The 14,021-nt window shown below is 58.7% G+C and carries 10 protein-coding genes; 5 read left to right on the top strand and 5 right to left on the bottom strand.

Going from position 1 to position 14,021, the window contains the following annotated elements; translation table 11 throughout:
• Positions 1 to 21: 21 nt before the first annotated feature.
• From EY643_RS17400 to EY643_RS17385, 4 genes are all read right to left on the bottom strand, one after another.
• Positions 22 to 1,026: an NAD(P)H-dependent glycerol-3-phosphate dehydrogenase gene (locus EY643_RS17400; RefSeq protein WP_153240432.1), complete on the bottom strand. Its 1,005-nt coding sequence runs from the start codon at positions 1,024 to 1,026 to the stop codon at positions 22 to 24.
• Positions 1,027 to 1,036: 10 nt separating this feature from the next.
• Positions 1,037 to 3,364 carry a glycerol-3-phosphate 1-O-acyltransferase gene (locus tag EY643_RS17395; protein ID WP_153240431.1) on the bottom strand — a complete coding sequence of 776 codons (2,328 nt, stop codon included), beginning with the start codon at positions 3,362 to 3,364 and terminating at the stop codon, positions 1,037 to 1,039.
• 5 nt (positions 3,365 to 3,369) lie between these two features.
• Complete coding sequence (locus EY643_RS17390; RefSeq protein WP_153240430.1) at positions 3,370 to 4,932, bottom strand: HAD-IB family hydrolase; 1,563 nt, start codon at positions 4,930 to 4,932, stop codon at positions 3,370 to 3,372.
• A 341-nt stretch (positions 4,933 to 5,273) separates the two neighbouring features.
• Positions 5,274 to 6,128, bottom strand: coding sequence for a class I SAM-dependent methyltransferase (locus tag EY643_RS17385; protein ID WP_153240429.1), 855 nt, complete (start codon positions 6,126 to 6,128; stop codon positions 5,274 to 5,276).
• 125 nt (positions 6,129 to 6,253) lie between these two features.
• Between EY643_RS17385 and waaF the strand changes: the two genes are divergently transcribed.
• From waaF to EY643_RS17360, 5 genes are all read left to right on the top strand, one after another.
• Positions 6,254 to 7,336, top strand: a complete 1,083-nt coding sequence (gene waaF, locus EY643_RS17380) for a lipopolysaccharide heptosyltransferase II (RefSeq protein ID WP_153240428.1) — start codon at positions 6,254 to 6,256, stop codon at positions 7,334 to 7,336.
• A gap of 124 nt (positions 7,337 to 7,460) precedes the next feature.
• Positions 7,461 to 8,456 (top strand): SDR family oxidoreductase, encoded by a 996-nt coding sequence (locus EY643_RS17375; RefSeq protein WP_153240427.1) that lies wholly within the window; start codon positions 7,461 to 7,463, stop codon positions 8,454 to 8,456.
• A 66-nt stretch (positions 8,457 to 8,522) separates the two neighbouring features.
• Positions 8,523 to 10,217 carry a hypothetical protein gene (locus EY643_RS17370; protein WP_153240426.1) on the top strand — a complete coding sequence of 565 codons (1,695 nt, stop codon included), beginning with the start codon at positions 8,523 to 8,525 and terminating at the stop codon, positions 10,215 to 10,217.
• A gap of 41 nt (positions 10,218 to 10,258) precedes the next feature.
• Entirely contained in the window at positions 10,259 to 11,191 is a 933-nt protein-coding gene (locus EY643_RS17365) for a glycosyltransferase family 2 protein (protein ID WP_153240425.1), read from the top strand.
• Entirely contained in the window at positions 11,184 to 12,887 is a 1,704-nt protein-coding gene (locus tag EY643_RS17360; protein WP_153240424.1) for a hypothetical protein, read from the top strand. The genes EY643_RS17365 and EY643_RS17360 overlap by 8 nt, the downstream gene beginning before the upstream one ends.
• 3 nt (positions 12,888 to 12,890) lie before the next feature.
• On the opposite strand, the gene EY643_RS17355 is transcribed toward EY643_RS17360, so the two are convergent.
• On the bottom strand, positions 12,891 to 14,018 hold the full coding sequence (locus EY643_RS17355) for an acyl-CoA dehydrogenase family protein (RefSeq protein ID WP_153240423.1): 1,128 nt from the start codon (positions 14,016 to 14,018) through the stop codon (positions 12,891 to 12,893).
• Between the last annotated feature and the right edge of the window lie 3 nt (positions 14,019 to 14,021).

Raw genomic sequence — 14,021 nt, 5'->3', positions numbered from 1 at the left:
GGGACGGCGAAATCGCTACCGTCAGCCGGGCTCTGACTCTGCGCCGGCGACAACGCGCAGGAGCCCCCGGAAGGCCCGGCTGGCTGTGGCATCACCGGCGAGGACGCGCGATACATCTTCCGCGATGGGCATTTCAACGCCGTGTTTGGCAGCGAGTGCCATGACTGCGGGGGCACTTTTGGCACCTTCGGCCACCATGGTCATCTCTTCGATGATGTCCTCCATGGAGCGTCCCTTGCCGAGCTCGATACCCACATGGCGGTTGCGACTCTGGGAACTGGTGCAGGTGGCGATCATGTCACCCATGCCGGCGAGGCCGGAGAAGGTTTCTGCTTTTCCGCCCATGGCTGTGCCAAGGCGGGTAATTTCGGACAGGCCCCGGGTAATCAGGGCCGCTCGGGTGTTGTCGCCTGCGCCCTGGCCGTCCCCCATGCCTACCGCGATGGCAATGATGTTTTTGAGAACGCCGCCAAGTTCACAGCCAATGACATCGGTATTGGTGTAAACCCGGAACAGGCCGCTCTTAAACACTTCCTGCAGTTCCTTGACGATGATCTCGTCTTCCATGGCAATCACACTGGCCGCCGCCTGACCCGCCATGATTTCGCGCGCGAGGTTGGGGCCGGTAAGCACTCCTACCGGGTGGCCGGGTAATTCCTGCTGGATGATTTCGGTCATCCGCAGTTGTGTGCCGGCCTCGAGGCCCTTGGTCAGGCTGATCACCGGTACCCAGGCGCGGATGTGTTTGGTGACTTCCTGAAGCACGTTGCGGAAATTTTGCGAGGGAATGCCCATGACAATGATGTCGGCGCCAGCGACTGCTTCGCCGATGTCGTTGGTCGCCGTCAGGCCGCTGTTGAGTTTGGCGCCGGGAAGATACTTGCTGTTGGTTTGCTCGGCGTTGATTTCAGTCACGGTGTCGGGGTCGCGGGCCCAGATGATGACGTCGGTGTTGCGCGCGACCAGCGAGGCTACGGTAGTGCCCCATGAACCGCCGCCCAGAACGGCGACTTTGAGTTGCTTCATGTCTTACTCCTTAACTGGCGCCGCGGCTGGCGACACCGATAGCGCGAATAACATCGATGCGTCGCAGCAACTCACGCAGTTCGCGGGACAGCTCAACCCGGCGCTCCTTGAGGGAATCCGGGCCTCCCTCTGTCAGCTCCCGGCCCTGCAGCATTTTGTAGGCGTTCTTGAAGAGCAGTTTTCCGATGGAGGACTCGCTGGAAATACGCCGCTGTAGATAGGCCTGGCGGCCATAGGTGAGGGCATCGGCGATGCATTCTGCCTGTTCCACCGATTCATGAGCTTCCTTGCGCGCGAGCATGGCAGCAACCACGGAGTAGGCCTCAGCGTAAGTCAGCAGGGTCACGTGAGCGACCAGTGGCGCCATGTTCTGTAACAGCGTGCCGAAGCCTGCTGCGCCTTGATTCAACAAGGTTTCCCAGTCGTCGCTGTAGTGCGCCAGCTCGTCTCGGATCTGTTGATGGAACTCTTCTGTGGGTGCGTAGAAAAATTCAAACTTGAACAGATCGCGCAGTTGGTCCACCTCGTTCCAGAACACGGACACGGCTTCCCCTTCCTGGTTCTCGCTGGCCTTCACCAATGCCAGCTCGATGATGGCCTTGTTGACGAAGAAGTGGATGACAGTGTTGCGGTAGTAACTGGCGACCGGGTGTTGCTCAAGGCCGATGCCATAGACTACCTCGGGACCCTCGTCGTAGCGGGTCACGATATTTTCCTTGAGCATGATGCCCAGAGGGCCTTCCATCTGGTCAGCGAAGTCGCGGTCGAAGTCCGGCGAAATACGCAGCTGCCGACTTTCTGCCCATTGCAGGAGCGCGTTCAGGTCTTCTACCAGTTCAGTTTCGGTGAGGGCTTTGGGCGCAGCACCGAGTAAGCTCATGGTGACAAGTGACGGCAAGGTGATTGGTGTGACCTCATTGGCTTCCACCGCCACTTCAAAGGCGATTTTGGACAGGGCCAGGCGATCGTCCGGGTCCGGCGCCTTTTTAAGTACCACGGGTTCACCGATGTCCATATACACCTTGCCCATCGGACGGGCGAGGCTGCGTACGTAGCCGATGAACCATTTCAGCGACTCGGCGCCCTTGCCGCGACCGGTTTGTTCGGTGGCGTATTCCTCGACATCGCGAATGATGTCGTAGCTGATCGAGACAGGGATGATATGAATGTTCTCCGCCCCGGTATGGTGGCAGGCCTCCAGTACGTACTTCAGCAGGCCGTAGCGTGGCGGCATCAGCTTGCCCATGCGTGACCGGGTGCCTTCAAAGGCCCAGTTCATGGGAAAACGTTTCTCCATCAGGTAGCCGATGTAGTGCCGCAGGGTGATTTTATAGACCTCGTTGTCCTGGAAACTGCGCTTGATAAAAATGGCGCCCGCCCGGTGTAGCAGGTAGCCCAGCCCCGGGAAGTTCAAGTTGGCGCCACCGAACATATGGGGCATGGGGAAGTCGTTGTCGTACATCACCTTGGGTACGACCATGCCGTCGAGGTAGGTTTTGTGGGTCCACAGCAGCATGGATGGATTGTTGCGCACCATGTGTCGGATCTTTTTCAGGGCCACCCGGTCGTAGACGATGTCCTCCTCATAACCTAGGCCGAGGCAGTAGTTGTTGAAGCGGGCGTAGAAGTCGATCCAGAAGGAGGAGGGCGCAGAAACCATCTCCTTCATATATTCAGCTGCCTCCTTCATTAACTCATCTTTGGGGCGGCCGCTGTCTTTGGCCAGCTGCTCGAGATCTGCGTTGTACTCGGCACTGGCCATCAGCGTGGCGGCTACGTGCCGCGGCATTTTGTAGCGCCCACCCTTGAGTTTGCGCTCCTCCATGTCCAGCACGAGCGCAGCCTGGCGAGCCACGAAGTTGGCAAATTCACTCTGCGAGGCGGCGCGTTCGTCCGAGTGCTGATCTTCGAAGCGCTGGCGCAGGTTGGCCATGGTGTCTGGCGCACCCGCCATAAGTGTGACGCGTTCGGGGTGCTCGGAGAGAATCTTCTGGCCCTGGCGCGGGGATGGCTTGCGTGGATCACGCAGTATCAGGTAACGGAGGCGGCCGCGGTTGTCGCCTGAAGACCAGGCGACTCGCAGGGGGGCGATGATCGTCTCGGGTGGCAGCGCCAGGGACATTACCAGCTGGCCGCTGTCGAAACCGGTCTTTTCATCCTTCAGGTCAATGCAAACCTGGGGTGCATCAAAGCTGGCCGAGGGGTCGCTATGGGAGCCTATCCACTTGCGCAACATCTCCTCTTCGAGGCTGTTGCGTGCATCGAGAATGAACAGGACTTTCTGGTTGCTGCGATCTGGCCAGGGGTTATTCTTTTCGTAGAACTGTTCCAGGGTCACGCGAGTTATTTCTCCTGGTTTCTAGTGGATTTCTTTGCCTTCGCCCTGCGTGGAGCAGCCTTCTTCTTTTTTGGGGCTGCCTTTTTTGCAGCGGCCTTCTTTTTGGTGGCCACGCGCTTGCGCTTGGGCTTAGCCTCTTCTGGTTGGCCCAGGGCGCGGGCGAACATATTGCGCACATCGCGCACATGGTCATCAATAGTGTCTATGCTCCAGTCGTCGGTGTCCACAGGAGGCAATATTTCTACGTCGACCGTTGCCGGACGGAATACGAAATCGCCTTTGGGTGCGACATCACCGGCGTTGCGGATGACGATGGGTATCATCGGCACGCCTGCCTGCATAGCGATGTGGAATGCGCCTTTCTTGAACGGCGCCAGCTTCGGCGATACGGTGCGAGTACCTTCCGGTGCCAGCACCACAGATTTGCCCTCTGTGCGCATGGCCTCAACCAGCGGTTCCATTGACTCAATGGCGCTCTTGGCATTACTGCGATCGATAAATACCACACCGCCCATTTCCAATACCTTGCCGAGAATGGGGGTTTCAGACTTGATTTCCTGTTTGCCGATGCCGGCGATGTCTCGCCGCAGCAGGCTGGCAGTGATGACAACATCTGCCTTGCTCTGGTGGTTGAAGACAAACACCGCCGGTCGATGTGACCAGAGGTATTCTTCCCCCTCCACATTGAGGTCGAGGCCGATCAGAGCTGAGGCCGTGTCGGCAAACAATGAGAATGAAAAATTGTTGGAAGCGCGGCGCGAGCCGGTCAGGGCATATATCGGCAGACCTGCGGCGAAACTGGTGACGAGACTGCTGGTGGCAGCCACGGAGCGCACGAACTGGGTCAGGCTGGGGCGGCCACGGCTGCCAAAATTGGCTGCCGGCCAGTGTTTTTTCTGCGCTATGCGTCCCAACTTGTCGCTGGGGTTAAGGGCGCGGGGATGGCCCACGCGTTCCAGCAGCAAAATATCGTCGGTGCTGTCGGAGTAGAAGAAACTGTCGTCGAGGTCACCATCCACCTCGGCGGCGAGGTTTTCCGCAGCATCTACCTTGCCCTGGCCGAAACAGGTCGGGCTGACAACGCCACCGGTAAAGCGGCCATTGGCGACTTCAAGGTGTGTGCACATCACGTGCTCGATATCGAGGTCCCGAGCCGCTGGTTCTACCTGATAGGGCGTCGCGGAGGAGATGATGGATACCGTATGCCCCCTGGCGATATGGGCTTCAATAAGCGCTCGCGACTCTGGGTAAACCTTGCGCGCGATTTGTTTGCGGTAGAGCTCTTCTCCGACCTCGTAGTAGCTGTCCTCCTCAATGCCGCGCATGAACTGGGCATTGACCGCCATCATGCCGGAGAAGCCCAGTGAGCCCATGCCGAAGCTGGTCATGGCGGATGCTAACTCTACAAATTCGCGCGGGGACAGATCGCCGCGGCGCACCTGCTCGCGGATAAATACTGTCGCGGAAAAACCTGAAATGATGGTGCCGTCGAAATCGAAAATAGCGAGGACTTCAGGGCCCTCTGGGGCGTTCTCTATGTCTTCGAGAAGTTGGTCGATGCTGGCCATGGGATAACTCGTTGGAATATCCCCACAAGCATAGCGTAAAAAGGATGAGGATAAAAAAACCCCGAAGCAATCCTTGCTTCGGGGTTTGGGTCAGGGGCAATGCTTTAACTTGTTGCCTTACTAGGTCGTGCCGGCCCGCTACCGGATCAGGTCCCTCTGGCGATGATGGCTGTCTCTGACAAACGGCCATCGGCGTCCCCTAAACGTACTCGCCTTAGCGAAGCGCGCTCACCCCATGCGTGAGTGCGTTTCAGCAAGTTACGACCTCAGTATAAGAGGCTGCTTTCAGAGGGCAAGAAATTCCGTCATGACATTTTCTTATTATTCTTTATAACCAAAGGTTATTTCTTGCGAAAGGTCAGCGTCATGCGATCGGACTCGCCTATGGCGGTCATGGCGGCGCGCATTTCCGGGTTTTCCTCGCTGCCTCGCAAGCGGGGGGGCAGGCGCCACACCACGTCTTCGGCGCCCGGCTTGTCTTTCGGATTGGCGTTGATTTCGCTGCTGGCGACCAATTCAAACCCTGCTTCCTCAAACATCGCAATCACATCGGATTGCTTGAGGTAGCCGCGGCTGCCATCGGAGCCTTCTGCCGCCGCGCTTTCGGGCAAGCGGTGTTGCACGACGCCTACCAGGCCGTCTTGTTTCAACATGCCACGAACACTGGCCAGGGCCTGAGTGCGGGTGCCTGCCGTTTCTTCAAAACGATTGAGATTGTGCAGTGCGCGGATGAACAGGAAGCGATCTACCGAGCCCACAGCGTCTTCTGGTACCGAGTTGAAGGTGAAGCCTTTGGCTTTGATGCGGTTGTCGGTGAAACCGGCCACCTTGTTGTCAAAATCGCCCATCGCCGCTATACGCTTTTCAACCCACTCTTCAGTCGCGAAACTGAACAGCGGCCACATGCGTGCCACATAGTCGACGCCATACAAGGTGCCGTCTGAGCCGAGGTAGGGCGCCAGTATTTTCGTGTACCAGCCGCTACCAGGCAGTGCTTCGGCCACGGTCATGCCAGGCTCTACCTGGAAAAATGAGAGAGTCTCTGCCGGGTGACGGGCGCTGTCGCGCGCGCGGTCCTCTTCGCTGCGCGCTTCTACGATGGCAGTGAGGGCCGGATCGATGTCAGCGGCGAAGGTGGCAGTGGCGCTGCAGGCTGACAGGGCAGCCACAGCAAAACAGGTTTTTACAAAACGCATGATAGTTCCTCTCTATTTCGCCCCGCTCGCGCGCGGTCTGGCGCTGGGCAGTGTAGCCGGGATTTGAGTCCGAATATATACTGCGCGTCTGTTCATGCGCCCCCTGTTCCAGGAGCAACACCAGCTTGACGTCACAGCAGCTTATCCGGTTCGCCCCTTCGCCCCGTCGCGTTTTACTGGTTTTGCCAGATCGGGTGGGCGAGGTCGCTATGGCAACGCCATTCATCCGCGGTCTCTTCGCGCGATTTCCAGAAGCGCAGATTCATTTGCTGATGAATCGCCCTCTGCTTCCGCTGCTCGAGGGAAGCCCCTGGCTGAACCACGCCCACTTCCACGCGCCTCGCGACAAAACACCCGAGGCGAAGTCGGCCCGGCAACAGCTGTTGAGTGAACTAAAAGCGCAGGAGTTTGACCTCGCGGTAATGTTGCCCGATTCGCTGCGCAGTGCCTGGCTATGTTTTCGGGCGGACGCCAAACATCGACTGGGTTTCAGTCGCAATGGGCGTGGATTGCTACTCACCGATCGAGTTGCTGTTCCGAACAAGATCAGGGGTGGCTATGAGCCTATGCCCCTTTGCGACTATTACGCGGTGCTTGCAGCCGCGTTGGGGATGGCACATCCCGGTGACGAGCTACAGCTGTTTCTCGTTGATCACGCTGATGCCGCTGTCGTGCAGCGCCTTGCCGGAGAAGGTGTTCGCCCGGAGCAGCCGTTGGTTGTCCTGTGTCCCGGCGCGGGCTTTGGCGCGTCCAGGTACTGGCCACCAGAGCGCTTTGCGGAGGTGGCTGACCAGCTGGTACGGCGTTTCGGTGCAGCTATTGTTATTCCACCCGGGCCAGGCGAAGAAGCATTGGCAGAGCTTGTTCGCGACGCCATGCATGAACAGTGTTTCCTGCTGACCGAGCCCTGTCTCAGCCTGGGAGAGCTCAAGTCGTTGATCGCTGACGCAGACCTGCTGCTGGGGAATGATACCGGGCCGCGCCAATTTGGCCGCGCCTTCGATACGCCCCTGGTGACCGTGTTTGGCCCCACCGAACAGCGTTGGACCGACACCTCATACGTCAGAGAAAGCATTGTAAAAGTCAATGTGCCCTGTGGGCCCTGCCACAAAAACGTGTGCCCGTTGGAAGAACAGGTATGTATGACGCAGGTGACTGTAGACGCTGTTGTGGCGGCCTGCGAGGAGCAACTAAGGCCGCAGCTCTAGGAGCGTCTCTCCAGGCGAAGTGACCGGCGCCGTATCTCAGTTTTGCTGGCCGCTGGGGTCATGCCCCGCTGCCTCTGGCACGGCTATGATGTCGCTCTTCATAACAGAATAAGAGATCGCTACTATGGCCAAAGTCCTGATCACCGGGGCCACCGGTTTTATCGGTAATCACGTTACGCGTTTGTGCCTTGAGCGCGGCTACGAGGTGCGTGCCATGGTTATGCCCGGCGAGGATCGTTCGCCACTCGACGGTTTTGAAGTCGAGTTTGTCGAAGGCAATCTGTTGGATCCGGCGTCTCTCGAGCGGGCCGTGCAGGGCGTAGAGAAAGTTTTTCATCTCGCAGCCCTGTTCGCTATCTGGACCAAGGACCCAGACCTGCACTACAAAATCAACGTCAATGGCACCGAGTCACTGATGCGGGCAGCGCTGGCTGCCGGCGTTGAGAAGGTGGTCTACACCAGTAGCGTCGCCGCTATTGGTATCCCCGAGAACGGGGCGAAAGCGGACGAAACTACACCGTTCAATTCCTGGCCCTGGGCCAGTGAATATATCCTCTCCAAATATCTGAGCCATCAACTGGTCAAGGGACTGGTCAGCGAGGGTCTGCCGGTAACCATGGTGATGCCGGGGCTGCCGTTTGGTCCTGGTGATCGGATGCCCACACCCACGGGCACCATGATAATCCGCACCCTGCAGGGCAAAATGAAAAACTATTGGGACGGTGGCGTGTGTCCGGTTGACGTGCGTGATGTTGCCGCAGGCCATGTGCTGGCCATGGAGAAGGGGCGGGTTGGCGAGTCCTATATTCTGGCGAACCGCGAGGGCAATATGGCCAACCAGGACTTTCTGCAGATGATTGGTCGGATTGCCGGGGTCGACAATGTCGCTACCACCGAGGTGTCCGGCAAAATGATGCTGCGTGTGGCGAAGCTGGCGGAACTCTGGACATCGATCACGGGCAAGGCACCGATGACCACGGTCAAGAATACCCGCTACATATTGCAGCACGGCTATGTGAACCCGACCAAGGCCATCGAGGAACTGGGCCTGCCGCAGACGCCGATTGAGACCGCTGTGCGCGACTCTGTGGAGTGGTTCCGGGCCAATGGCTATGTTTAGCCGCTGAGTTCTTTATTTCTGGCGCTGCGCACCGGATACTGGGTGACATCAGAATGAAAACCGGGTTTGGCTGCATTCATGCGATTCTTCCTGCCGCTGGCGTTGCTCTTCATGTTGGCCCTGGTGCCGCGCCTCTACAGCGCCCAGACGCTCGGCTGGGGCTGGGACAACCCGGATAGCTTCACGCTTATCAACTACGATGAAGGGGGCTCTTGCAGATCAGCACTGCAGGGGTTTTCCTACTCGCCTTTTATCGGTTACCAGACCATTGCCCTGGCGAGTGTTGTCGGTGCCGGGCCGCCCGCTTCTACTCTGGATGATGCCGCAATCGCAAAGCGCTATTGCCATTCGTCTATTCATGTTCTGGTGGCGCGCAGCTACTCGGCGTTACTGGGGGCGGGCACGGTGGTGGTGCTGGCGCTGCTCGCGTTGCAACTTGTTCCGGCCCAGCCCGCTGTTGCCTTTACCAGTGCTGCGCTGCTGGCGCTCTCGGGCTTTCATCTCAGTCACTCGCAAAGCGGCACAGTAGACGCTGCATCCACATTCTTTATTTACAGTTTCCTGGCCGCGCTCGCGTGGGCGGTGCGACGGCGCTACAGCGAGGGTTTTCTGCTGGCGCTGGCACTGTGTATTGCAGCGGTGTGGACGAAGTATTGGGTCTTTGCCGTATTTGCCTGGCTGGCATTGGTACCTGAACCGTGGTGGCGATATATCAGCCGTGGCTTCAGCCGTGGCCGGATTGCTGCGCTCGTGGTTGCAGCATCGGTGCTCGTGGCGGCGATGGTCAACATCGCCTGGCCGCAATGGGGCCTTGTGCCACTAGCGCTCGTGTATTTCGCGATCGTGCCCTGGCGCGCTGTGGCGCGGCCCATGGCATTGTGCTGGCTGCTGTTGCCTGCGCTGTGCTGGCTGTTTTTACAGGTCGACCTGATTAACGCCTATACCCAGGGCGGTGGCGGCGGGCGATTTGGCTCGGGTTATAACGCCATCGGTGAGAATAAGTGGCTGCGCAACCTGTTCAACATTCCCATGCTGTTGCTGGTGGCGCTGGGTCTGCCGGCGCTTCTGTTTGTACCCAAAGGCGTCAGCAAGTTGTTGAGCCTGACGGAAGGCCAGCGGCTCTGGGTGTGTATGCTGCCGGTGCTGGTATTTCTGCTATTCATGGCGTTTCTGGCACCCGTGACGTACTACCGTCACTATTTACCGCTGTTACCTGCAGTGGCGTTGTTGGCGGCGCTGGGCCTCCACAATACCGCCTGGGGTCAGCGTCGTTGGTTTCTGGCCTTGTTCTTTGTCTGGCCAGCGATGCTGGCCTGGGACATGGTGAGCGATTATCACAATGATCCGCGCAAGGCGCTGCGCCCGTGGTATCAGGAGCACGTGGGCGCTCAGGTGTTCACCAGCTATTACGTAAATCCGCCGCCGGGGCGTAACGCCTTGTTCCGCCCGGAGTTTGCCGAGGGTGATGGCGCTGTTCTGCGGCGGGCAGACTATTTGATCCTTAGTGAAAACTGGTACGACACTGCCTTTGCCAATGAACTCAATGGCCCGCTGGTCAGTCGTCAGGAGAACCTGATCAAGACCACGCCTGAGTACACCGCGTTCTATCGCAGCGCTGTGGCCAATGAGCATCCGCTGCTGGAACTGGAGCGGGAGATAGACCTGCATCACTTTATGCCCGAGATGCTTTTGCATCGCGCGCTCTACGGCAATGTACAGCTCTTTGTGGGCGACCTTAAACTATTCCGGATACGCGAGTGAGCGTGCTACTGTGACACGCTGATGGAATTTGGAGAGCGGTTTTGCAAACCCTGACGGTCGTCGTGCCGGTCTACAACGAAGTGGAGGTGTTACCCGCGTTTCACTGTCGCCTGAGTGATGCCCTGGCACAACTCGATGTCGATGGCTGTGTCCTCTATGTTGATGATGGCAGTGACGAGGCATGTGCGACAAAGTTACGCGAGCTGGCACAGGAAAACGACGACGTTGGCCTGCTGGTTCTAAGCCGCAATTTCGGCAAGGAAGTTGCGGTGAGCGCAGGCCTGGATCATGCGCAGGGTGATGCCGTGGTATTGATCGACGCCGACCTGCAGGACCCCCCGGAGTTGATCGCTGAGTTCGTGCAGCAGTGGCGAGCCGGTTACGACGTTGTCTATGGTCAGCGCACCGAGCGCCGTGGTGACTCCGCATTCAAACGTACCAGTGCTTCCGGATTTTATCGCCTGCTGGCGATGTTGAGTGATGTTGATATTCCCCGCGATGTTGGAGACTTCCGTCTGCTTAGCCGGCGCGCCGTCGAGGCGCTTAAATCCCTGCCGGAGCGACATCGTTATATGAAAGGGCTGTATGCGTGGATAGGTTTTCCGCAGGTAGGTGTTCCCTACGTGCGTGAACCCCGGGCCTCCGGTGACAGCAAGTGGAACTATTGGCGTCTTTGGAATTTCGCCATGGAAGGTATTACTTCCTTCTCTGAGCTACCGCTCAAAGTGGCGACCTATCTCGGCATGCTGGTGTCGAGTTTTTCATTCCTGTACGGCCTGTTCATGATTGTGCGAACCCTGATATGGGGGAATCCTGTTCCGGGTTACCCCTCGCTGGTGGTCATCGTATTGTTTCTGGGTGGCGTGCAGCTGATGTGTCTGGGCGTGATGGGTGAATACCTTGCGCGTACCTATACCGAGAGCAAGGGGCGAGCCTTGTATTTCACCCGGGAATTCCATCCTCCTCGTGACTGATCGCTCGGCCAGACAGTCGCCCGACCTGCAGCGCATATTGTTGTTCTGTGCCGGTGCCGTGCTCTTTCTCTCTTTTGGATATACCGAGATGGCCGGCTCCGACCTGTGGTGGCACATCGCCGCTGGCAGGGAGCTACTGCAGACTGGAACACCGTGGATGGTGGACGACTGGTCGTACTCCGCCCATGGCGATGACTGGCTCAATCACGAGTGGCTTGCTGACATTGGGTACTTCGGCTGGACTCAGTTGTTCGGCATACAGGCCCTTGTTTATTGGAAGTGGCTGGTCGTTGTAGCGACATTCGGTATATTGCAGTGGGTGCTGTGGCGCGTGGGCGAGAACGGCTTCGCTGCGTTTTTGTGCGCTGGCCTCGCTGCTGCTTTGGCCAGCCCATTTGTCGATGTTCGCCCTCACCTTTATACACTGCTCGGTTTCAGTGTGCTGCTCCTGCTAACACTGCAGCGGACGCCCTCACGCTGGGTACTGGCGTTGTTGTTCCTGGTGTGGGTGAATCTGCACGGCGGTTTTTTCTTTGGCCTGATGGCATTGGCGATTCTGGTTTTTCCCTGGCGCGATTTCAGTGTGAGGCAGCTCAAGGGCGCGTTTTTGACCGGGCTCGTCTGCCTGGCTGCCGCCGCGCTGAACCCCTCCGGCTTCAAGACGTTTCTGTATCCATTGGTGTACGCCTTTGACCAGAGTTCACCGTTTCGAGAACTCGCTGAGTGGCACTCGCCGTTTCGCCCTGGAGGTATCCAGTCGCCGTTGTTCTTCTACGCTATATGGCTGCCCGCTTTTGCCGTTTTCTATGCGGTACCTGCCGTGCGCCAGCGAACCGGTGTGCCCTGGGAGGCGTTGGCACTCACAGCGCTGACCCTCGCCATGGCGCTCACCAGTCGCCGCTTTATCCCCATCTACGGGATGTCGCTGGCGCTGATGCTCGCGCCTCTGCTGGGGCTGGCATTGTCGCCCGTCCGGCACAGGGTGTTGCAGGTGGGCTTTGCGACAGCATTCCTGTTGCTGGCGCTGATGCGCACACTGCCGTATTCGCTACAGGCCGCACCAAATTTTCATTACCTCACAGCCGAGTATTCCTACCCGGTGGATACCGTGGATTTTATGCTTGCCAATGAGTTAAGCGGCAATGTCTTCGCACTGTATAACTGGGGCGGCTACCTGCATTTGCGCAGCGATGGCCAGTTGAAAGTGTTTATTGATGGCCGAGCGGACACCCTGTACCAGAGCGAGACCTATCATCAGTATGTGGCCGTGCAACGTTCTCAGCCCGACTGGATTGAGCGGGTGGAACAATCGGGCGCAGACTATTTTCTGTGGCCGATAAACCGCAGTGGCGGCGCAGAAAAATATCGTCAGCTCATGGCAACGGGCCGCTGGCAGGGGATCTACCAGGATTCAGTGTCTTGGCTGGCGGTGCGCAAAGAGGTGGCGGTGCCGAACGAGTTTTCATTGCCGTCCGAATCTGCGATGCGAGTGCTTACCGAGGGAGTGCAGGCGGCGGGTGCGAATCAGCCAGAAGAGGCGTTGGCGCGAGCCGTGGTTGTGCGGGAAAAACAGCCCTGGCATCGAGGTGCCTGTCAGCTGCAGCTGGATATGCTGCGCCGACAGGGTAGGTTGGATGTGGCGCAGGAAGTGTATTGGGACTGTATGAGTTACTTCCCAACAAAATACCTGCGTTAAGCGCTAGCTCGCAGCCAGGTACTCGCGCGCAATTTCCTCGCCCAGCTGGCCAGTTAGCTGGGCGCTATTGCCCATGCTCAACTCAATCTGGCGCGCCTGCAGGCAGTAGCGGAAGAGGGGGTAGTCCCGGTCTACGCCGGTGCCACCGTGGCAGTGCTGGGACGCCTGGCTGACCCTGTGGGCGGCATCGCCGCACCAGATTTTGGCGATGGTGACCGCCTCACTCGCCGGCCGCCCCTGGTCTATCAATGCTGCCGCTTGCTGGGTGACGAGGCGCAGGCACTCGACGTCGATATAGCAATCGGCAACCCGGTGGCTCACCGCCTGGAAGGTGGCGATGGCGCGGCCAAACTGTTCCCGTTCAGTGGTATAAGAACCGGTGGTGCGCATCATTTTGTCGCACAGGCCCACCATGGTGGCGCACAGTGCGGTGCGGGTGGCCTGAGTTGCCCAGTTCATAGCGTCTATCGCCGCCGCGCCGCTAGCGATGATCTCTTCGGCAGGCACCTGAACATTTTCCAGGGTAATTTCGTGGCGCAGCTCGTTGGCGGTCACCAGCTGTGGTGTGAGGGTTACGCCGGCGGCCTTTGGGTCCACCAGGGCGACGATCAGTTGTTCGTCACACTTCGCTGACAGCAGGATGCGCTGGGATTGCTCGGCGACGCTGGCGCAGATTTTCGTGCCACTAAGGGCATAGCCACCGTCAGTTGCGGTTGCTGTAGTGGCCGGAGCCGCCGGGTTGTCGTTGCCATATTCCTCGAGCGCGGCCGTGACCAGACTGCCGCTGGCTATCGCGGTGAGCCATTGCTCCTGCTGAGCGTTGCTGGCAAAACGGCGCAGGGTGCCTGCAGCACTCACCAGCACCGGTACGACCGGGGCGGCGGCGGCCGTGCGACCGACTTCCTCGCACAATGTGGTCAGGGCGTAGAAGCCAAGGTCGGTGCCGCCCTGGGCTTCGGCGATGTCCAGGCCCAGCAAGCCCGCCTCCGCCAGCGCTGTCCAGAGTGTCTGGTCAAAGCGAACATGCTCACCGTCGAAGGCCTTGAGTTGCTCGACGTCACTGAAGTCGTTGAGGATCTGTTGGGCCAGCTGTTGGGCGCTGGTGAGCTCTTCTGCAATCGTGAAATCCATGTG

The sequence above is a fragment of the Halioglobus maricola genome, assembly GCF_009388985.1.
Lineage (GTDB): Bacteria > Pseudomonadota > Gammaproteobacteria > Pseudomonadales > Halieaceae > Halioglobus > Halioglobus maricola.
Note: the sequence above shows the minus strand (reverse complement) of the source record. Positions and strands in the feature narration are given on the sequence as shown.